The sequence below is a fragment of the Nocardioides marmoribigeumensis genome (assembly GCF_031458325.1).
Taxonomy (GTDB): domain Bacteria; phylum Actinomycetota; class Actinomycetes; order Propionibacteriales; family Nocardioidaceae; genus Marmoricola_A; species Marmoricola_A marmoribigeumensis.
Map to the genome: position 1 here is coordinate 3,326,852 of NZ_JAVDYG010000001.1, position 19,362 is coordinate 3,346,213.

The 19,362-nt window shown below is 71.6% G+C and carries 22 protein-coding genes; 21 read left to right on the forward strand and 1 reads right to left on the reverse strand.

The genetic code is table 11. The annotated features are described in order from the left end of the window. Nucleotides 1-15 precede the first annotated feature (15 nt). The 19 genes from rho (at nt 16) to J2S63_RS15950 (ending at nt 16,728) form a co-directional block, all read left to right on the forward strand. Nucleotides 16-1,938, forward strand: a complete 1,923-nt coding sequence (rho, locus tag J2S63_RS15860; RefSeq protein WP_374725118.1) for a transcription termination factor Rho — start codon at nt 16-18, stop codon at nt 1,936-1,938. Nucleotides 1,939-2,077: 139 nt separating this feature from the next. After that, complete coding sequence (gene rpmE, locus J2S63_RS15865) at nt 2,078-2,302, forward strand: 50S ribosomal protein L31 (RefSeq protein ID WP_310306722.1); 225 nt, start codon at nt 2,078-2,080, stop codon at nt 2,300-2,302. A gap of 117 nt (nt 2,303-2,419) precedes the next feature. Beyond that, nucleotides 2,420-3,493, forward strand: a complete 1,074-nt coding sequence (gene prfA, locus J2S63_RS15870) for a peptide chain release factor 1 (RefSeq protein ID WP_310304182.1) — start codon at nt 2,420-2,422, stop codon at nt 3,491-3,493. Beyond that, nucleotides 3,490-4,335: a peptide chain release factor N(5)-glutamine methyltransferase gene (gene prmC, locus J2S63_RS15875; RefSeq protein ID WP_310304184.1), complete on the forward strand. Its 846-nt coding sequence runs from the start codon at nt 3,490-3,492 to the stop codon at nt 4,333-4,335. Before prfA ends, prmC begins: the two co-directional genes overlap by 4 nt. A gap of 47 nt (nt 4,336-4,382) precedes the next feature. Beyond that, on the forward strand, nt 4,383-5,042 hold the full coding sequence (locus tag J2S63_RS15880; RefSeq protein WP_310304187.1) for an L-threonylcarbamoyladenylate synthase: 660 nt from the start codon (nt 4,383-4,385) through the stop codon (nt 5,040-5,042). Further along, on the forward strand, nt 5,035-6,231 hold the full coding sequence (locus tag J2S63_RS15885; RefSeq protein WP_310304189.1) for an MraY family glycosyltransferase: 1,197 nt from the start codon (nt 5,035-5,037) through the stop codon (nt 6,229-6,231). The genes J2S63_RS15880 and J2S63_RS15885 overlap by 8 nt, the downstream gene beginning before the upstream one ends. A gap of 105 nt (nt 6,232-6,336) precedes the next feature. After that, nucleotides 6,337-6,789 (forward strand): hypothetical protein, encoded by a 453-nt coding sequence (locus tag J2S63_RS15890; protein WP_310304192.1) that lies wholly within the window; start codon nt 6,337-6,339, stop codon nt 6,787-6,789. A gap of 36 nt (nt 6,790-6,825) precedes the next feature. After that, complete coding sequence (locus J2S63_RS15895; RefSeq protein ID WP_310304194.1) at nt 6,826-7,104, forward strand: AtpZ/AtpI family protein; 279 nt, start codon at nt 6,826-6,828, stop codon at nt 7,102-7,104. Nucleotides 7,105-7,117: 13 nt separating this feature from the next. Further along, entirely contained in the window at nt 7,118-7,918 is an 801-nt protein-coding gene (gene atpB / locus J2S63_RS15900) for a F0F1 ATP synthase subunit A (RefSeq protein WP_310304196.1), read from the forward strand. Nucleotides 7,919-7,977: 59 nt separating this feature from the next. Further along, nucleotides 7,978-8,181, forward strand: coding sequence for an ATP synthase F0 subunit C (gene atpE / locus J2S63_RS15905; RefSeq protein WP_310304198.1), 204 nt, complete (start codon nt 7,978-7,980; stop codon nt 8,179-8,181). Between the two features lie 29 nt (nt 8,182-8,210). Then, entirely contained in the window at nt 8,211-8,786 is a 576-nt protein-coding gene (locus J2S63_RS15910) for a F0F1 ATP synthase subunit B (protein ID WP_310304201.1), read from the forward strand. Then, nucleotides 8,786-9,622: a F0F1 ATP synthase subunit delta gene (locus J2S63_RS15915; protein ID WP_310304204.1), complete on the forward strand. Its 837-nt coding sequence runs from the start codon at nt 8,786-8,788 to the stop codon at nt 9,620-9,622. Before J2S63_RS15910 ends, J2S63_RS15915 begins: the two co-directional genes overlap by 1 nt. 105 nt (nt 9,623-9,727) lie before the next feature. Further along, nucleotides 9,728-11,368, forward strand: coding sequence for a F0F1 ATP synthase subunit alpha (gene atpA, locus J2S63_RS15920; protein WP_310304206.1), 1,641 nt, complete (start codon nt 9,728-9,730; stop codon nt 11,366-11,368). Between the two features lie 2 nt (nt 11,369-11,370). Next, nucleotides 11,371-12,318 carry a F0F1 ATP synthase subunit gamma gene (locus J2S63_RS15925; RefSeq protein WP_310304208.1) on the forward strand — a complete coding sequence of 316 codons (948 nt, stop codon included), beginning with the start codon at nt 11,371-11,373 and terminating at the stop codon, nt 12,316-12,318. 34 nt (nt 12,319-12,352) lie between these two features. Then, complete coding sequence (atpD, locus tag J2S63_RS15930; RefSeq protein ID WP_310304210.1) at nt 12,353-13,816, forward strand: F0F1 ATP synthase subunit beta; 1,464 nt, start codon at nt 12,353-12,355, stop codon at nt 13,814-13,816. Further along, nucleotides 13,816-14,229: a F0F1 ATP synthase subunit epsilon gene (locus J2S63_RS15935; RefSeq protein ID WP_310304213.1), complete on the forward strand. Its 414-nt coding sequence runs from the start codon at nt 13,816-13,818 to the stop codon at nt 14,227-14,229. Before atpD ends, J2S63_RS15935 begins: the two co-directional genes overlap by 1 nt. Nucleotides 14,230-14,232: 3 nt before the next feature. Then, on the forward strand, nt 14,233-14,676 hold the full coding sequence (locus tag J2S63_RS15940; protein WP_310304215.1) for a DUF2550 domain-containing protein: 444 nt from the start codon (nt 14,233-14,235) through the stop codon (nt 14,674-14,676). A gap of 230 nt (nt 14,677-14,906) precedes the next feature. Further along, on the forward strand, nt 14,907-16,307 hold the full coding sequence (locus J2S63_RS15945; protein ID WP_310304217.1) for a PAS domain-containing protein: 1,401 nt from the start codon (nt 14,907-14,909) through the stop codon (nt 16,305-16,307). A gap of 43 nt (nt 16,308-16,350) precedes the next feature. Beyond that, nucleotides 16,351-16,728, forward strand: a complete 378-nt coding sequence (locus J2S63_RS15950; protein WP_310304220.1) for a response regulator transcription factor — start codon at nt 16,351-16,353, stop codon at nt 16,726-16,728. An 8-nt stretch (nt 16,729-16,736) separates the two neighbouring features. On the opposite strand, the gene J2S63_RS15955 is transcribed toward J2S63_RS15950, so the two are convergent. Beyond that, nucleotides 16,737-17,309, reverse strand: coding sequence for a cob(I)yrinic acid a,c-diamide adenosyltransferase (locus J2S63_RS15955; RefSeq protein WP_310304223.1), 573 nt, complete (start codon nt 17,307-17,309; stop codon nt 16,737-16,739). A gap of 54 nt (nt 17,310-17,363) precedes the next feature. Between J2S63_RS15955 and J2S63_RS15960 the strand changes: the two genes are divergently transcribed. Both J2S63_RS15960 and murA read left to right on the forward strand, forming a co-directional pair. Further along, entirely contained in the window at nt 17,364-17,924 is a 561-nt protein-coding gene (locus J2S63_RS15960; RefSeq protein ID WP_310304225.1) for an AAA family ATPase, read from the forward strand. Next, nucleotides 17,924-19,216, forward strand: coding sequence for a UDP-N-acetylglucosamine 1-carboxyvinyltransferase (murA, locus tag J2S63_RS15965; protein ID WP_310304227.1), 1,293 nt, complete (start codon nt 17,924-17,926; stop codon nt 19,214-19,216). Before J2S63_RS15960 ends, murA begins: the two co-directional genes overlap by 1 nt. Nucleotides 19,217-19,362 lie beyond the last annotated feature (146 nt).

The window sequence follows — 19,362 nt, forward strand, 5'->3', positions numbered from 1 at the left end:
TGGGAAGGACCTCACGTGTCGGAATCCGCAGTCAGCACCCCCTCCACCCCGGACGTCCCCGCGGACGCGCCGGCGTCGGGGGCTCGGCGCGCGAGCGGCGGCGGCCTCAGCGGCAAGCTGCTCCCCGAGCTCAAGCAGATCGCCGGGGGTCTCGGCATCAAGGGCGTGAGCGCGATGAAGAAGGCCCAGCTCATCGACGCCATCCGGAGCGCCCAGGGCGGCGGCCAGGGTGGCCAGGGGAGCGGTCAGGGTGGCCAGGACCGGCCTGCGCGCGCTGAGAAGCCGGAGCGTCCGGACGCCCAGCAGGGTGGCGACCAGGGTCGCGAGCCGGCCCGCGCCGCGCGCGAGTCCGCCCCCGCGGAGGCACCCCAGGACCGGCAGGACAAGCAGGACCGGCAGGACAAGCAGGAGCGTCAGGACAGGCCCGAGCGCCAGGACCGCCAGGACAAGCAGGAGAAGCAGGACAAGCAGGAGCGGCGCGACCGTCAGCAGGACGGCGGCTCGCAGGACCACGACCGCCAGCAGGACCAGGACCGCCAGCAGGGCGGCAAGAACCGCCAGCAGGGTGGCCAGGGCAACCAGGGCAACCAGGGCAACCAGGGCGGCCAGGGCAACCAGGGCAACCAGGGCAACCAGGGCAACCAGGGCAGCCGGCCCGCCAACCGTGACGACGACGGCGGGAGCCGGCGCAGCCGGCGCCGTCGCGGGCGCGACCGTCAGGTCGCGGGCCCGCCGAGCACGTTCCGCGAGCGGCGCGGTGGCGGGATGCAGGACGTCGACCTGGAGGTCACCGAGGACGACGTGCTCGTGCCCGTGGCCGGCATCATCGACATCCTCGACAACTACGCGTTCGTCCGGACCAGCGGCTACCTGCCCAGCCCCAACGACGTCTACGTCTCGCTGTCGATGGCCCGCAAGTTCGGGCTCCGCAAGGGCGACGCGGTCACCGGCCAGGTGCGCCAGCCGCGCGAGGGCGAGCGCAAGGAGAAGTTCAACCCGCTCGTGCGCATCGACTCGATCAACGGCGGCGACCCCGACGCCTCGCGCCACCGGGTCGAGTTCAGCAAGCTGACCCCGCTCTACGCCTCCGAGCGCCTGCGGCTGGAGACCGACTCGACCAACATGATCGGCCGGGTCATCGACATCGCCGCCCCGATCGGCAAGGGCCAGCGCGGCCTCATCGTCTCCCCGGCCAAGGCCGGCAAGACGATGATCATGCAGTCGATCGCCAACTCGATCACCACCAACAACCCCGAGTGTCACCTCATGGTCGTCCTGGTCGACGAGCGACCCGAGGAGGTCACCGACTTCGAGCGGTCGGTCAAGGGAGAGGTCATCTCCTCCACCTTCGACCGCCCGGCCTCCGACCACACGATGGTCGCCGAGCTCGCGATCGAGCGGGCCAAGCGCCTCGTCGAGCTCGGCCACGACGTGGTGGTGCTGCTCGACGGCATCACGCGACTGGGCCGCGCCTACAACCTGGCGGCCCCGGCCAGCGGACGGATCCTCTCCGGTGGCGTCGACTCCGCGGCGCTCTACCCGCCCAAGCGGTTCTTCGGCGCGGCCCGCAACATCGAGGACGGCGGCTCACTGACCATCCTGGCCACCGCACTCATCGAGAGCGGCTCCAAGATGGACGAGGTGATCTTCGAGGAGTTCAAGGGCACCGGCAACATGGAGATCCGCCTGCGCCGCGACTTCGCCGACAAGCGCCTCTACCCCGCGATCGACGCCGTGCAGTCGGGCACCCGCCGTGAGGAGCTCCTGATGAGCAAGGAGGAGCTGGCGATCATCTGGAAGCTCCGCCGCGTGCTCTCGGGCCTCGACGGCCAGCAGGCCCTCGAGCTCCTGCTGGAGCGCCTGAAGAAGACGCACAGCAACATCGAGTTCCTCATGCAGGTGCAGAAGACGACGCCGAGCTCCAACGGCAACGACTGACCTCGAGCGGGCTCGCCCGCCCAGGGCGGGGAAGGATTCGCTCCCGGCCCGCGTTGACTGGCAAGATAGATCCTCGGCTCCGGTTCACGCCGTGCACAGCACGCTCGGCGACCCGGCGGCCGCGACCCGAGAGGACACCATGAAGAAGGACATCCACCCGGCGTACGTCGAGACCCAGGTGACCTGCACCTGCGGCAACACGTTCACCACCCGCAGCACCGCCACGAGCGGCTCGATCCACGCCGACGTCTGCTCGGCGTGCCACCCGTTCTACACCGGCAAGCAGAAGATCCTCGACACCGGCGGTCGCGTCGCCCGCTTCGAGGCCCGCTACGCCAAGTCCAAGGCCGCTGCCAAGAAGTAGCCCGTCGCACGGACGCCGGCGCCCCACGCAGGACCACCTGCGCTGCGGGCCCGGCGTCTCGTCGCGTCAGGAGCCGGGACCACGACCCGGGACCACGAGCCGAGGGAGGTCGATGAGGTGAAGGACGCCGTCGCGGCGCTGCTCGCCGAGCACGCCGACCTCGAGCAGCAGCTCGCCGACCCCGCGGTCCACGCCGACCAGCACCTGGCCAAGCGCCTCAACCAGCGCTACGCCGAGCTCAGTGCGGTCGCGCGCGTCCACGAGGAGCTGGTCGCGCTGACCGGTGACCTCGAGGCCGCCGCCGAGCTGGCCGAGGAGGACGAGTCCTTCGCCGCCGAGCTCGCGTCGCTGACCGAGCGCCGCGAGGCCGCGGAGGAGCGGCTGCGCCGGCTGCTCGTGCCGCGCGACCCCTCGGACGCCAAGGACGCCCTGCTGGAGATCAAGTCCGGCGAGGGCGGCGAGGAGTCGGCGCTGTTCGCCGGCGACCTGCTGCGGATGTACACCCGCTACGCCGAGCGCCGGGGCTGGCGCACCGAGGTGCTGGACGCCACCGAGTCCGACCTGGGTGGCTTCAAGTCCGTGACCGTCGCGGTCAAGGCCAAGGGGACGTCCCAGCCCGGGGAGACGCCCTACGCGCTGCTGAAGTTCGAGGGCGGCGTCCACCGCGTGCAGCGGGTTCCCGTCACCGAGTCCCAGGGGCGGGTGCACACGTCGGCGGCCGGGGTGCTCGTGATGCCCGAGGCCGAGCAGGTCGACGTCACGATCGACGACAAGGACCTGCGCATCGACGTCTTCCGCTCCTCCGGTCCCGGCGGCCAGAGCGTCAACACCACCGACTCCGCCGTGCGCATCACCCACCTGCCGACCGGCCTGGTGGTGAGCTGCCAGAACGAGAAGTCCCAGCTGCAGAACAAGGAGCAGGCGCTGCGCATCCTGCGCTCGCGCCTGCTGGCGCAGGCCGAGGAGGCCGCGGCGGCCGAGGCGTCCGACGCCCGCCGCTCCCAGGTCCGCACGGTCGACCGCTCCGAGCGCATCCGGACCTACAACTACCCCGAGAACCGGATCTCCGACCACCGCACCGGCTACAAGTCCTACCACCTCGACCAGGTCCTCGACGGTGACCTCGAGCCCGTCGTCGAGTCCTGCGTCGAGGCCGACCTGGCCGCGCGGCTCGAGGCGATCGGGTCGTGAGGCGGCTGCTCGACGGTGCCGCGAGCCGGCTCCGCGACGCGGGGGTGGACTCGCCCGAGCACGACGCCGCCGAGCTCCTCGCCCACGTCCTGGGCGTGCGCCGCGGCTCGCTGGTCACCGCGCCGGAGCCCGACGCCGACCAGCTCGAGGCCTTCGACGCGCTCCTCGAGCGCCGCGCCGCGCGGGTGCCGCTGCAGCACCTCACCGGCTCCGCCGGCTTCCGGTACGTCGAGCTGCAGGTCGGCGCGGGCGTCTTCGTCCCGCGCCCCGAGACCGAGGTCGTGGCCGGGTTCGCCGTCGAGCGGGTCCGTGAGGCCCTGCAGCGCCGCCCGGACCCGGTCGTGGTCGACCTGTGCACCGGCTCGGGCGCGATCGCGCTCGCGGTCGCCACCGAGGTGCCGGAGTCCCGGGTGCACGCCGTCGAGCTCGACCCCGGCGCGGTCGAGTGGGCCTCGCGCAACCTCGAGGGCAGCGGGGTCGACCTGCGCTCGGGCGACATGGCCGAGGCGTTCCCCGAGCTCGACGGGACGGTCGACGTGGTCGTGAGCAACCCGCCGTACATCCCGCTCGAGGCGTGGGAGTCGGTGACCGCGGAGGTCCGCGACCACGACCCCGCCCTCGCGCTGTGGTCCGGCCAGGACGGCCTCGACGCGATGCGCGTGGTGGAGGCGACCGCGGCGCGGCTGCTGCGTCCCGGGGGCGTGGTCGCCGTCGAGCACGCCGACGTGCAGGGCGAGGCGGCGCCGGCGGTCTTCCGCGCGACGGGCCGCTGGCGCGAGGTCGCCGACCGGCCCGACCTGGCCGGACGCCCTCGCTTCGTGACCGCGGTGCGTGCGTCATGATGGCCCCGTGAGCGGAGCCAAGCGATGAGCACGACGCGGGTGGACGCGTGAGCGCGCTTCGCTTCGACCTGTCCGTGGACGCCGAGCGCGAGACGGGCATGGACGAGGCGGCCCGCAGCGTGCAGCGGGGGCGGCTGGTCGTGCTGCCGACCGACACGGTCTACGGCGTCGGCTGCGACGCCTTCAACGCCGGCGCGGTGCAGCGGCTGCTCGACGCCAAGGGCCGCGGGCGCGAGATGCCGCCGCCGGTGCTGGTGTCGGCCAAGACCACGCTCGAGGCGCTCGCGATCGGCATCCCCGACTGGGCGCGCGCCCTCGTCGACGAGCTCTGGCCGGGTCCGCTGACCCTGGTCCTCCGCCAGCAGGCGAGCCTGCAGTGGGACCTCGGCGAGACCCGCGGCACCGTCGCGGTCCGCATGCCCGATCACGACGCCGCCCTCGAGCTGCTGGCCCGCACGGGCCCGCTGGCGGTGAGCAGCGCCAACCTGTCCGGCGAGCCGGCCGCGACCGACGCCGACGAGGCCGAGCGCATGCTGGGCGAGGCGGTGCGCGTCATCCTCGACGGCGGCCCGACGCCCGGGCCGCTCCCCTCCACGATCGTCGACTGCACCGGCGAGCAGGGCAGGCTCCTGCGCAGCGGCGTCGTCCCGCTGGCGACCCTCAACGAGGTCGTGGCGCCGATGGAGACCCTGATCCTCGATGCGTGAGTACCTCCTGGTCCTCCTGGTGTCGCTCGGCGTCACCTACCTGACCACGGTGCTCGCCCGTGAGGCGGCCCTGCGCTTCGGCGCCGTCGCCGCCGTCCGCGACCGCGACGTGCACGCCGAGCCGATCCCCTACTTCGGGGGCGTCGCGATGCTCGCCGGCATGTCGGCGGCCTTCCTGGTCTCGCGCGAGCTGCCGTTCCTCTCGCGCTCGGGGGACCAGGTCTTCCACGACACCGCGGTGGTGCTCGGCGCGGGCGCGCTGGTGTGCCTGCTGGGGGTGGTCGACGACCTGATCGAGCTCGACGCGCTCACCAAGCTCGGGGGGCAGGTGCTGGCCGCGGGGTTCATGGTCCTCAACGGCGTGCAGTTCTACTCCCTCGGGCTCTCCGAGGGCGGCGTGCTCACCCTCGACCCGGCCCAGGCCACCCTGGCCACGATCTTCGTGGTCGTGCTGACGATCAACGCGGTCAACTTCGTCGACGGCCTGGACGGGCTGGCCGGGGGAGTGGTCGGGCTCGGCGCCCTGGCGTTCTTCTTCTTCTCCTACTCCGTGGCGGCCAAGAACGGCGACTCCCTGGCCATCCCCACGGCCCTGCTCTGCGTGATCCTGTGCGGCGCCTGCGCCGGCTTCCTGGCCCACAACTTCAACCCGGCCCGCATCTTCATGGGGGACAGCGGGTCGATGCTGATCGGCCTGGTGCTCGCCGGCTCGGCGCTCTCGCTGACCGCCGGGTTCCCGGCCCTCGACATCCAGAACGCCGCCTGGGCCAGCTCGAGCGTGCTCGTGGTGCTCATGCCCGTCCTGCTGCCGCTGGCCATCCTGGTCCTGCCGTTCGCCGACCTGATGCTGGCCGTCGTACGCCGGACGCTGCGGGGGCAGTCGCCCTTCGCCCCCGACAAGAAGCACCTGCACCACCGGCTGCTGGAGTTCGGCCACTCCCACCGTCGTGCCGTCGTGGTGCTGTGGCTGTGGGCGGCCCTGATCGCCCTGGGGGGAGTGGCGCTCAGCCTCTACCCGAGCCCGCTGGTCGCGGGCGGCCTCCTGGGCTGGCTGGCGGTCACCGTGCTCCTCACGATCGTGGTCCCCCGGGTCGAGCGGCCGGCCTGGACCCACCACGAGGACTACTCCGGTCCGCCCCCGCGACCGGGTCCCTACCTCCGCGAGGAGCCCCGCGACCATGCGCACTGACCGACGGCCCGGACGGGTCGCCGATCCGGCCCCTGACCTGCGCAAAGAGGCTTGTGCGGTTTTTCACAAGCGTCCGGGCGGGTCCACGTCGGTTGGATCGGTCAAGTGACGGTCGCCGGCCTGCGCAGCGCCCTGCTCGTCACCCTCGGGGCGGGTGCCGTCGGGGTCGTCGTCGCCCTGCTGACCGCCGGGGGTGCCGCGGCCGCGGGGGTGCTGGTCGGCGTGGGCCTGCTGGTCGGCTTCTACGTCCTCGGCCTGGTGACGATGCAGGTCGCGGCCGCCGTGGCGCCGGCGACCTCGCTGCTCCTGGCGCTGCTGACCTACACGTTGCAGGTGGTGCTGCTGGGACTGGCCTTCGTCGCCCTGCGGGGCTCGGGCCTGCTCGAGGGCCAGGTGGACGCTCGCTGGCTCTCCGGCACGGTCGTCGTGGGCACGCTGGTGTGGACCGCCACCCTCGTCCGGGCTGCGACGCGGGAGCGGATCCCCCTCTACCACACCCCCGCCGACCTCGCGAAACCGTCGGGAGCGGCCTCACCGGAGCGACCCGACGCCGGGTGAACCCGCCCCTGTGCTGCTGCTATTGTCCGGAACGCGATGAGTCAGCAGAGTCCGCCATCGTCGTCAGGGAAGCCCTCCACGGATCCCTGGCACGCCTTCGGTTACCTCACCTCGGGCGTGGCGATGTACGGCGTGCTGGGCTGGCTCCTGGATCGGTGGCTGGGCACCTCGTTCCTGGTCGCGGTCGGCATCCTGGTGGGCGCTGGTCTGGGTCTCTACCTGACCATCTCCCGTCTGAACGCCGGAGCCGCACCGGAGGAGGGCGAACGCCCCCAGCGGACCACGCGCCCGACGGACCAGCCCGAGCAGGACTGACAGAGGAGACCCGGTGCACCTCACCGCAGCCACCCTGGTGACCACGGGGGAGTCGTTCACGCCGCCCGGCCCCGCCATCTTCGACCTCCCGCCGGTCTTCAGCGTGGGCGGCGTGGGGGTCACCAAGCCGATGCTGCAGCTGCTGCTCGCCGCGCTCCTGGTGGGTGGCTTCTTCGTCCTGGCCGCCCGCCAGCGCCGCCTGGTGCCGAACAAGCTCCAGTTCGTCGGTGAGGGCGCCTACGGCTTCGTCCGCAACACCGTGGCGCGCGACATCATCGGCAGCCACGACTTCGTGCGCTTCCTGCCCTACCTCACCGCGCTCTTCTTCTTCGTGCTGCTCAACAACCTCTTCGGCAGCATTCCCTTCATCGAGTTCCCGACCTTCTCCCGCGCGGGCATGGCCTACGCCCTGGCCGGGCTGTCGTGGGTGATCTACAACGCGATCGGCATCCAGAAGCACGGGTTCCTCGGCTACCTCAAGCTCCAGACCGTGCCCGCCGGCGTGAGCAAGGCGATCCTGCCGCTGCTCATCCCGCTGGAGTTCTTCTCCAACATCCTGGTCCGGCCGGTCACCCTGGCCCTTCGACTCTTCGCGAACATGTTCGCCGGCCACATCCTGCTGGTCCTGTTCTCGACCGGTGGCCTCTACCTGCTCGAGAACCAGGGCGTGATCGGTGCGATCGCCGGACCCCTGGCCTGGGTGCTCGCGATCGCGGTCGCCTTCCTGGAGATCCTGGTCCAGGTGCTCCAGGCCTACGTCTTCGTCCTGCTCAACGCCATGTACATCTCGGGCGCGCTCGCAGACGAGCACTGAGAACCCGCAGACCTGCACCACCCGCACGACCCACGTAGTACCAACCGAAAGGAATCACAGTGGACGGCAATGTGAACATGATCGGCTACGGCCTCGCCGCCATCGGCCCGGGCGTCGGCATCGGCCTGATCTTCGCCGCCTACATCAACGGTGTGGCGCGTCAGCCGGAGGCCCAGAGCCGCCTGCAGTCGATCGCCATCCTGGGCTTCGCGCTCGCCGAGGCGCTCGCGATCATCGGTATCGCCCTCGCGTTCGTGCTCTGACCAACACCTCGAGTCTCTAGGACCACCGCATGATCAAGACATCGATCGTCCGCCTCGCGGCCGAAGGGGGCGGCGAGCACAACCCGCTCGTCCCCGAGTGGATCGAGGTGGCCCTCGCCCTGGTCGTCTTCGCGATCCTGGTGTTCGTCTTCGCCAAGTTCATCGTCCCGAACTTCGAGAAGACCTACGCCGAGCGCACCGACGCCATCGAGGGCGGGCTCAAGCAGGCCGAGCAGAAGCAGGCCGCCGCCGACGAGAAGCTGGCCGAGCTGGAGAAGCAGCTGGGCGAGGCTCGTCAGGAGGCCGCCCGCATCCGTGAGGAGGCTCGTGAGCAGGGCGCGCAGATCGTCTCGGAGATGCGCGACCAGGCGCAGACCGAGGCCGCTCGCATCGTCGAGCACGGCAAGGCGCAGATCGAGGCCGAGCGTCAGCAGGCCGTCACCGCGCTGCGCGCCGAGGTCGGATCGCTCGCGACCGGTCTCGCCGGCCGCATCGTGGGCGAAGCGCTGGACGACGAGGCTCGCCAGAGCCGCGTGATCGAGCGCTTCCTGGCCGACCTCGAGACCAGCAGCCCTGCCAACGGCACGGGCCACGGGGCGAGCTGATGGCCCGATCGGCGTCGGGACTCCGCGGTGCGTCCGCGGAGGCCTACGACATGCTCACCGGCCGGCTCTCCTCGGTCCTGTCCGACGGCGGCTCCGCCAACGGCTACGACGTGGCGCGGGACCTCTTCGGCGTGGCCGAGGTGCTGCGCCGCGAGCCCGGCCTGCGACGTGTGCTGACCGACGTGTCGGTCGGCTCGCAGGCCAAGTCGGGGCTGGTGCGCCGGGTCTTCGGCGAGAGTCTCGGTGAGGGCGGCCTCGACGTCGCCGCCACCGCGGCCGGCCAGCGCTGGGCAGCCGTGCGCGACCTCGCCGACACCCTCGAGCACCTCGCGGTCATCGCGGTGGTCCGCGCGGCCGAGGCCGACGGGGAGGCCGACGCGGTCGAGGAGCAGCTGTTCACCGTCGAGCGCCTCGTGGCCGACAACCCCTCGCTGCGCGACGCCCTCGGTGACCCCGCCCGGTCCGTGGAGGACAAGCAGGGTCTGCTGCGCGGCCTCCTCGAGGGCAAGGCGGCGCGGGGGACCATCCAGCTCGTCGAGCAGGCGGTCACCGGCACCCACCGCACCGTCGGCCTGGCGATCGAGGCCTACCAGCGCCTCGCGGCCTCGGAGCGGGAGCGGGTGGTGGCGCTCGTCCGCGTCGCGCGCCCGCTGTCGGACACCGAGTCCGACCGGCTCAAGGCGGCGCTGACCCGGCAGTACTCCCGCGCGGTGGACCTCAACGTGCTGGTGGACCCCGCGGTCCTGGGAGGCGTGCGGGTCGAGGTCGGTGACGACGTCATCGACGGCACCGTCTCCACCCGCCTCGACGACGCCCGCCGCAAGCTCGCCGGCTGAGCCGGCCGAGCCGGCCGAGCCGGCCGAGCCGGCCGAGCCGGCACCGCCCCCACCGACACCGATCCAGACATCCGAGAACGAACTTGAAGAGAGCAGGAACAGAAGATGACGGAGCTTTCGATCCGTCCGGAGGAGATCCGGGACGCTCTGCAGCGCTTCGTGGCTGACTACCAGCCCGAGACCGCCAGCCGTGAGGAGGTCGGCCTGGTCGCCGAGGCCGGCGACGGCATCGCGCGCGTGTCGGGTCTGCCCTCGTGCATGGCCAACGAGCTGCTGGAGTTCGAGGACGGCACCCGCGGCCTGGCGCTCAACCTCGACACCCGCGAGATCGGTGTCGTCGTCCTGGGTGACTTCGAGGGCATCGAGGAGGGCCAGACGGTTCGCCGCACCGGCGAGGTGCTCTCCGTGCCCGTCGGCGACGGCTTCATGGGCCGCGTCGTGGACCCGCTCGGCGTGCCGATCGACGGCATGGGCGAGATCGAGGCCGAGGGGCGTCGCGCGCTGGAGCTGCAGGCCCCCGACGTGATGCAGCGCAAGTCGGTGCACGAGCCCCTGGCCACCGGCATCAAGGCGATCGACGCCATGACCCCGATCGGCCGCGGCCAGCGCCAGCTGATCATCGGTGACCGCCAGACCGGCAAGAGCACGATCGCGATCGACACGATCATCAACCAGAAGGCCAACTGGGAGTCCGGCGACCCGGACAAGCAGGTGCGCTGCATCTACGTCGCGATCGGCCAGAAGGGCTCGACCATCGCCTCCGTGCGTGGCGCCCTCGAGGAGGCCGGCGCGATGGAGTACACCACCATCGTCGCCTCCCCGGCCTCCGACAGCGCGGGCTTCAAGTACCTCGCGCCCTACACCGGCTCGGCCATCGGCCAGCACTGGATGTACGACGGCAAGCACGTCCTGATCGTCTTCGACGACCTGACCAAGCAGGCCGAGGCCTACCGTGCGGTGTCGCTGCTGCTGCGTCGCCCGCCGGGCCGCGAGGCGTTCCCCGGGGACGTCTTCTACGTCCACTCCCGCCTGCTGGAGCGCTGCGCGAAGCTCTCCGACGAGATGGGCAAGGGCTCGATGACCGGTCTGCCGATCATCGAGACCAAGGCCAACGACGTCTCGGCGTTCATCCCGACCAACGTCATCTCGATCACCGACGGCCAGATCTTCCTGCAGTCCGACCTGTTCAACGCCAACCAGCGCCCCGCGATCGACGTGGGTGTCTCGGTGTCCCGCGTGGGCGGTGCGGCGATGACCAAGGCGATGAAGGCGGTCACGGGCTCGCTCAAGGTCGACCTGGCGCAGTTCCGCGCGATGGAGGCGTTCGCGATGTTCGCCTCCGACCTCGACGCGGCCTCGCGCCAGCAGCTCGACCGCGGCCAGCGCCTGATGGCGCTGCTCAAGCAGCCGGCCTACTCGCCGTACTCCCTCGAGGACATGACGGTCTCGCTGTGGACCGGCACCAGCGGCAAGCTGGACCGCGTGCCCACCGAGGACGTCCTGCGCTTCGAGTCCGAGTTCCTGGACTACCTGCGTCGTCAGGAGTCGGGCATCCTCGAGGGCATCCGCGAGAGCCGCACCTTCACCGACGACACCGAGTCCTCGCTGGAGAAGGCGTTCGAGAAGTTCGCCCAGCAGTTCGAGACCTCCGAGGGCGGCTCGATCAAGCCCGGTCACGAGGAGCACGAGGCACTCGAGGACGAGGACGTCGAGCAGGAGCAGATCGTCAAGCAGAAGCGAGGCTGACGGTGGCCGTATCGCTGCGCGAGTACCGCGCCCGGATCAAGTCGGTCGAGTCGACCAAGAAGATCACCCGGGCCATGGAGCTCATCGCTGCGTCCCGCATCATCAAGGCGCAGCAGCGGGCCCAGGCCGCCGCGCCCTACGCCCGTGAGCTCACGCGGGCGGTCTCCGCGGTGGCGACGTTCTCCAACGTCGAGCACCCGCTGACCACCGAGAAGGACGACCCGAAGCGGGCCGCGATCCTGGTCGTGACCAGTGACCGCGGCCTGGCCGGGGCCTACTCCTCGAGCGTGCTGCGCGAGGCCGAGCGCCTGGTGGAGAAGCTCAAGGAGGAGGGCAAGGAGGTCGACCTCTACGTCTCGGGTCGCAAGGGCGTGGCCTACTACAAGTTCCGCGGCCGCGAGGTCGTGGAGACGTGGACCGGCCACTCCGACCAGCCGACGTACGACGTGGCCCGCGAGATCGGCGCCACGCTGATCAGCGCCTTCACGATGGAGGAGGGCGACGAGGGCAGGGACGCCGACGGCAACGGCATCCCGGTCAAGCCGGTCGACGAGGTCCACGTGGTCTACACCCGCTTCCGCTCGATGCTGACCCAGGAGCCCACCGCCGTGCGGATGCTGCCCCTGGAGATCGTCGAGGGCGAGACGCCGCCGGAGAAGGACGACGTCCTGCCGCTCTACGAGTTCGAGCCGAGCGCCTCCGACGTCCTCGACGGGCTGCTGCCGAAGTACGTCCAGTCGCGCATCTACTTCGCGCTGCTCCAGGCCGCGGCCTCCGAGCTCGCAGCCCGCCAGCGGGCGATGAAGTCGGCGACGGACAACGCCGAGGACCTGATCAAGAAGTACAAGCGGATCGCCAACCAGGCTCGCCAGGCGGGCATCACCCAGGAGATCAGCGAGATCGTGGGCGGCGTGAACGCCCTGGCCGACGCCAACGCCGGTTCCGACTGAGCCTTATCGATTCCGACTGAGGAGAACGAAGAGAATGACTGCCACCCTGAACGAAGAGGCCACCGGGACCACCGGCGGCAGCGTCGGCCGCATCGCCCGAGTGATCGGGCCCGTCGTCGACGTCGAGTTCCCCAGCGACTCGATGCCCGAGATCTACAACGCGCTCACCGTCGACGTGACGCTGGGCGACGACACTCAGACCATCGTCCTCGAGGTCGCCCAGCACATCGGTGACGGCATGGTCCGCTCGATCTCGATGAAGCCGACCGACGGCATGGTCCGCGGCTCGCAGGTGACCGACACCGGCGGCCCGATCTCGGTGCCCGTGGGTGACGCGACGCTGGGCCACGTGTTCAACGTGACCGGCGACTGCCTCAACCTCGAGGAGGGCGAGAAGCTCGAGGTCAAGGAGCGGTGGGGCATCCACCGCAAGGCGCCGGCCTTCGACCAGCTCGAGTCCAAGACCGAGATGTTCCAGACCGGCATCAAGGTCATCGACCTGCTCACCCCCTACGTCCAGGGCGGCAAGATCGGCCTGTTCGGTGGTGCGGGCGTCGGCAAGACCGTGCTCATCCAGGAGATGATCGCGCGCGTCGCCAAGGACCACGGTGGTGTGTCGGTGTTCGCCGGTGTCGGCGAGCGCACCCGTGAGGGCAACGACCTGATCGCCGAGATGGACGAGGCGGGCGTCATCGGGCAGACCGCGCTGGTCTTCGGCCAGATGGACGAGCCGCCGGGCACGCGTCTGCGCGTGGCCCTGTCGGCCCTGACGATGGCGGAGTACTTCCGCGACGTGCAGAACCAGGACGTGCTGCTGTTCATCGACAACATCTTCCGGTTCACCCAGGCGGGCTCCGAGGTCTCCACGCTGCTGGGCCGCATGCCGTCCGCGGTGGGCTACCAGCCCAACCTGGCCGACGAGATGGGCGTCCTGCAGGAGCGCATCACCTCCACGCGAGGCAACTCGATCACCTCGATGCAGGCGATCTACGTCCCCGCCGACGACTACACCGACCCCGCTCCGGCCACGACGTTCGCGCACCTCGACGCCACGACGGAGCTCTCGCGTGAGATCGCCTCGCTCGGCATCTACCCCGCGGTGGACCCGCTGACGTCGACCTCGCGGATCCTCGACCCGCAGTACATCGGCAAGGAGCACTACGACGCCGCGATCCGGGTCAAGCAGATCCTCCAGCGCAACAAGGAGCTGCAGGACATCATCGCGATCCTCGGTGTCGACGAGCTCTCCGAGGAGGACAAGGTCACCGTGCACCGGGCGCGCCGCATCCAGCGCTTCCTGTCGCAGAACACCTACGTCGCCAAGCAGTTCACCGGCATCGAGGGCTCGACGGTCTCCGTCGAGGACACCATCGAGGCGTTCAACAAGATCAGCGACGGCGAGTACGACCACGTCGCCGAGCAGGCCTTCTTCATGTGCGGTGGCCTGGACGACGTCGAGCGCAAGTGGGCGGAGATCCAGAAGTCGACGGGGTCCTGATGAGCGACGCCACGATGCAGGTCGAGCTGGTCGCCGCCGACCGGCTCGTGTGGTCGGGCGAGGCCACGATGGTCATCGCCCGCACGACCGAGGGTGACGTGGGCATCCTGCCCAACCACGCCCCGATGCTCTCGCTCATGGTCGACGGGGTGGTCGACGTGACCACCGCCGACGACGAGACCTGGATCGCCGCGGTCGACGCGGGGTTCCTCTCGGTGGCCGGCAACCGGATCTCGATCCTGGCCGAGCACGCCGAGATGGCCCACGACATCGACCTCGAGAACGCCCGTCACGACCTGGAGCGCGCCGAGCACAACGGCGAGAACACCGACGAGGCCCACGAGGAGGCCGAGCGGACGGCCGCTCGCGCGTGGGCGGAGGCTCGGATCCGGGCTGCCGAGAAGCGGTCCTGACCCGTGCCCTGGTGGCAGTGGTTGGCCGATGTCGCCGGCCTCTGCCTGCTGCTGCTCATCCTGTACGCCGCCGCACTCCTGGTGCGGCGGCGTCTGCTCACCCGGGCCGGGGGCACCTTCGAGGTCAGCCTGCGCACCCGGGCCGACCGCCCCGGTCGTGGCTGGGTGCTCGGGGTCGGTCGCTACGCCGGTGACCAGCTCCAGGTCTTCCGGCTCTTCTCCCTGCGGATGAGGCCCCTGCGTGCGCTCGAGCGCCACGGCCTGGAGGTCGTGGGACAGCGCGAGCCCGAGGGCATGGAGGTCTACTCCCTCTACGCCGGCCACCGCGTGGTCGAGTTCCGGGCCGAGGGCCGGCCGGTGTGCCTGGCGATGGCCCCGGAGGCCGTGACCGGGCTGCTGGCCTGGCTCGAGGCGGCGCCTCCCGGCCGCCGTCCGCGGGCGATCTGAGCCCTGGAGCCCCGCGGTGCGGACCCACCCCCTCGGGCGTCTGACGCGGGGACCCTGGTCCCAGCAAGTGGGGACCAAGGGGTGGTCCTGGACCAGTCGGCATGGTCCACCTTCAGCCCTTCTGCCCGTTCCGCTTGACGCGGCGCTGTCCACGTCCGAGTCTGGCGCTTCAGGTGGTGCACGTGGGGTGACGACCGGGCGTGATCACGGCATGGACGATGGGAGCAGCCGTGAGTGTGGTGAGCGCGGACGAGCGCATGGCGAGACTGGCGCGCGCGGGCAACGAGAGCGACGGGTTCGGACCCTTCGCGCGTGAGGCGCTGCCGCTGGTGGCCGCGCTGACCGGCTCGGGCGGCGCGGCCGTCGTACGCCGCAGCGGCGAGGGCTGGGTGGTCGACGCGAGCACCGGGGCCCCCTACCCCGGCGAAGGTCCCGATCCCTCCCTCGTCGGGTCGCTCGAGGACGGCACCGAGGTCGCCGGCTGGGGCGGCGCCCGGACCAGCCGGGCGGTGACCCTTCCCGGTGAGGGCCTCGTGCTGCTGCTGGCCGACCCGACCGATTCCGAGGACGCCGCACCGTGGGCCACCGCGGCGCTGGACGCCTTCCGTGCCGCGTGGGGCCGCCTGGTCGCCGAGAGCCGGCTGGCCGACCTGACCCAGCGGGTCGACAACGCCCAGCAGCTGGCCAACATGGGTGACTACGACTGGCACATCCCGACCGACACCAACCGGTGGTCCGACCAGCTGTTCCGCATCTACGGCCACGAGCCGGGCTCGTTCAACGCCTCCTACGAGCGCTTCCTGTCGATGCTGCACCCCGAGGACCGCGAGCGGATCATGGCCGTGCACCAGGCGGCCTACGCCTCGGGCGAGCCCTACCAGATGATCGAGCGCGTGGTGCGCCCCGACGGCGAGCTGCGCTACCTGTCCTCCAACGGCCAGGTGATCATGAACGACGAGGGCGTGCCCGTGCGCATGCGCGGCACGTGCGTCGACATCACCGACCGCGTCCTGGCCGAGCAGGAGCGCGAGCGCAGCGCCGCCCGCTTCCGGCTGCTGGTGGAGTCCAGCCCCGACGCCGTGCTCGTGCTCGACGCCGACGGCCGGGTGCTCCAGGCCAACGCACGCGCCGACGAGATCCTCGGCGGCGACCCGGTCGGCCACGAGATCGGCGAGATCCTGCCCGAGCCGGCCCGCGTGGGCGGGGAGGCCGTCGAGGCCCGTGGGATCGACGGGCGCGAGCTGCGCCTCGACGCCGCCATGGCCAACCTCGCCGACGCCTCCGAGCCCGGCCTGACCGCGGCGTTCCTGCACGACGCCGCGCCCCGGCTGGCCGCCGAGGAGACCGCACAGCGACTGCGCGACTCCCAGCTGCGCCGCCGGCAGGCGCTGGAGATCAACGACAACGTGGTCCAGGGCCTCACCATTGCGGTCTACGCGATCGAGGACGGGGACTACGATCGCGCCGTGTCCTACCTCGACCGCACCCTGGCTGCCGGTCGCAAGATGATGAACGACCTGCTCGAGCCCCTGGACCACGGCACCCTCGCCCCCGGCGAGCTGGTGCGCTCGGTGGCCACGTCCCTGGACGAGGTCCCCGGACCGCCCGCGCCGGCGGAGGTCGCCCCGTGACCCGCTGGCGCACCTGGACGCGCCGGCGCAGCCGGAGTGAGGGGTGACCGGTCCCGTGAAGGTGCTCATCGTCGATGACTCGCGTGACCTGCGCGACCTGCTCGGGATCAAGGTCGAGATGTGGGGCGGCTACCAGGTGGTCGGTCTGGCCGCCGACGGCGAGGAGGCGGTCGACCTCGCCCGCACCCGCCAGCCCGACCTGGTCCTGCTCGACCTCGCCATGCCCAAGATGGACGGGCTGCAGGCGCTGCCCCTCATCCTCGAGGCCGCGCCCGGCGTGCGCGTGGTCGTGCTCTCCGGCTTCGACAAGGGATCGATGGCCGAGCGGGCGCTGGCGGCCGGAGCCCACCGCTACGTCGAGAAGGGCCTCTCCACGCGCGAGCTCGGCACGGTCGTGGCCGAGGTGCTCGCCTCCGCGTGAGGCAGGGCTCAGCGCTCGCCGCCGGGCTGCCAGAGCACGTCGCCCTGCCGCCGGTTGGCGTGCCGGGCGAGGATGAAAAGCAGGTCGCTGAGCCGGTTGAGGTAGGTGATCGCGACCGGGTTCATCGTCTCGCCGTGCACCTCGTGCGCGGCCCAGGCGGCGCGCTCGGCGCGGCGGGCCACCGTGCGGCACACGTGCAGCGCCGCCGCCCCGGTCGAGCCGCCGGGGAGGATGAAGGAGCGGAGCGCGGCCAGGTCCTCGTTGTAGTGGTCGCAGCGCTGCTCGAGGCGCTCGACGTACGCCGGGAGGACGCGCAGCGGCGGGAACTCCGGGTCCGCCACGACCGGGGTGCACAGGTCGGCCCCGACGTCGAACAGCTCGTTCTGGACCAGCCGGAGCAGGTCGGCCACGTCGTCGTCGAGGTCGCCGAGCGCGAGGGCCAGGCCGATCTGGCTGTTGAGCTCGTCGACGTCGGCGTAGGCCTCGAGCCGGGGGTCGGTCTTGGTGGTCACGCTGTTGTCCCCCAGCCGCGTGGTGCCCGTGTCGCCGGTGCGGGTGTAGATGCGCGTCAGGTTGACCATGCCCGACAGCCTAGGCCCGGCCGCGGGGCGCCCCGGTGTCGCTATGGTCACAGGATGCTCGCCACCGACCACGACGTCGACGCCGCGCGACGTGTGCTGGTCGTCGGGGTCACCGGGTCGGGCAAGTCGACCCTGGCCCGGCGCCTGGCCGAGGCGCGCGGCGTGCTGCTCGTGGACGGGGACGAGATCGGATGGCTGCCGGGGTGGGTCCAGCGCGACCCCGACGAGCAGCGCTCGATCGCCGCGCGGCTCCTCGCCGCCGAGGACTGGGTGCTCGCGTCGGCCTGGAGCGCCTGGTCGGACCTGGCCCTGTCGCGCGCCGACCTCGTCGTGGCGCTGGACCTGCCACGGCTGGTCTCGCTGCGTCGCCTGGTCGTGCGCACGGCTCGCCGGCTGTGGACGGGTGAACGGGTCTGCAACGGCAACACCGAGTCCCTCCGCGCGGTGCTCTCCCACGACTCGGTGGTCCTCTGGCACTTCCGCACCTTCGCCCGCAAGCGGGCCACCGCCCGGGAGTGGACGGCCGACCCGACCGCGCCGCCGGTGCTGGTGCTGCGATCGGCCGCGGAGGTCGAGGCGCTCGCCGCACGCCTGGTCGTCGTGAGGGCCGGGTGATGGAGGGCTTCCTCGTGCGCTCGCCCGGCGGGCAGGGCCGCCCGCTCCGGGGCGAGGTGCGCGTCGGCGGGGCGAAGAACAGCGCGCTCAAGCTGATGGCGGCCAGCCTCCTCGCCCCCGGCACGACGACCATCACCAACCTGCCCGACATCCTCGACGTCGACGTGATGGCCCGGCTGCTCGACGAGCTGGGCTGCACCACCCGGGTCGACCACACCCGCGCGGTGGTGGAGATCGACGTGCCCGAGGAGCTCGCGCACCACGCGCCCTATCAGCTGGTGCGCCGGCTGCGGGCGAGCATCAGCGTGCTCGGCCCCCTGCTCGCGCGCTGCGGGCGCGCCGAGGTGGCCCTGCCCGGCGGCGACGCCATCGGCTCGCGCGGGCTCGACATGCACCTGGAGGGGCTCGAGCGGCTGGGTGCCGAGAGCCGCATCGAGCACGGCTACGTCGTGGCCGAGGCCACCGCCGGCCTGCACGGGGCCGAGGTCGGGCTGGAGTTCCCCAGCGTGGGCGCCACCGAGAACATCCTGCTCGCCGCGACCCTCGCCGACGGCACCACCGTGCTGGACAACGTGGCGCGCGAGCCCGAGATCGCCGACCTGTGCGGGATGCTCGTCGCGATGGGCGCCCGCATCGACGGGATCGGCTCGGGGACCCTGCGCGTGGAGGGCGTACGACGGCTCTCGCCGGTCGAGCACGCCACCGTCGGCGACCGGATCGTCGGCGGCACGTGGGCCTTCGCCGCCGCCATCGCCGGCGGCGAGGTCGAGGTGCACGGGGTGGACCCCGCCCACCTCGGCATCGTCCTCGACAAGCTCGACCGTGCCGGGGCACAGGTCACGCGGCACGAGCACGGGTTCGGCGTGCGCGTCGAGCGTCGGCTGCGGTCCTTCGACGTGGTGACGCTGCCCTTCCCGGGGTTCCCCACCGACCTGCAGCCCTTCGCCATGGCGCTGGCCGCGGTCTCCGACGGCACCGCGATGGTGACCGAGAACGTCTTCGAGGCGCGGTTCATGTTCGCCCAGGAGCTGGCCCGGCTCGGGGCCGACGTGCACGTCGACGGCCACCACGCCGTCGTACGCGGTCGTCCACGGCTGTCCGGCGCCGAGGTCGTGGCGCACGACATCCGCGCCGGGGCGGCGCTCGTGCTGGCCGGGCTCGCCGCCGAGGGGGAGACAACGGTCGCGGACTCCTTCCACGTCGACCGCGGCTACCCCGGTTTCGTCGAGCAGCTCACCGGCCTCGGCGTCGACATCGAGCGGGTCGAGCTGGCGGACCTCGACGACCGGTGACACCTGTCACGGGTTGGTCGGCTGACCAACTATTTGTGCGCGAAAGTCCGGGCTGTCAGGCAACCGATCGCGCTCGTGGTGCGTCACTATCAGTGAGCAGGCGGCGGAGGGGAACCCCCACGACCCGAGAGTGACTCCGCCGGGAG

Excerpts from the sequence above, each read along its gene's own strand:
- rpmE (WP_310306722.1), top strand. The coding sequence starts at position 2,078 with ATGAAGAAGGACATCCACCCGGCGTACGTCGAGACCCAGGTGACCTGC.
- J2S63_RS15885 (WP_310304189.1), top strand. The coding sequence starts at position 5,035 with ATGCGTGAGTACCTCCTGGTCCTCCTGGTGTCGCTCGGCGTCACCTAC.
- J2S63_RS15895 (WP_310304194.1), top strand. The coding sequence starts at position 6,826 with ATGAGTCAGCAGAGTCCGCCATCGTCGTCAGGGAAGCCCTCCACGGAT.
- J2S63_RS15910 (WP_310304201.1), top strand. The coding sequence starts at position 8,211 with ATGATCAAGACATCGATCGTCCGCCTCGCGGCCGAAGGGGGCGGCGAG.
- J2S63_RS15915 (WP_310304204.1), top strand. The coding sequence starts at position 8,786 with ATGGCCCGATCGGCGTCGGGACTCCGCGGTGCGTCCGCGGAGGCCTAC.
- atpA (WP_310304206.1), top strand. The coding sequence starts at position 9,728 with ATGACGGAGCTTTCGATCCGTCCGGAGGAGATCCGGGACGCTCTGCAG.
- atpD (WP_310304210.1), top strand. The coding sequence starts at position 12,353 with ATGACTGCCACCCTGAACGAAGAGGCCACCGGGACCACCGGCGGCAGC.
- J2S63_RS15935 (WP_310304213.1), top strand. The coding sequence starts at position 13,816 with ATGAGCGACGCCACGATGCAGGTCGAGCTGGTCGCCGCCGACCGGCTC.
- J2S63_RS15955 (WP_310304223.1), bottom strand. The coding sequence starts at position 17,309 with ATGGTCAACCTGACGCGCATCTACACCCGCACCGGCGACACGGGCACC.
- J2S63_RS15960 (WP_310304225.1), top strand. The coding sequence starts at position 17,364 with ATGCTCGCCACCGACCACGACGTCGACGCCGCGCGACGTGTGCTGGTC.
- murA (WP_310304227.1), top strand. The coding sequence starts at position 17,924 with ATGGAGGGCTTCCTCGTGCGCTCGCCCGGCGGGCAGGGCCGCCCGCTC.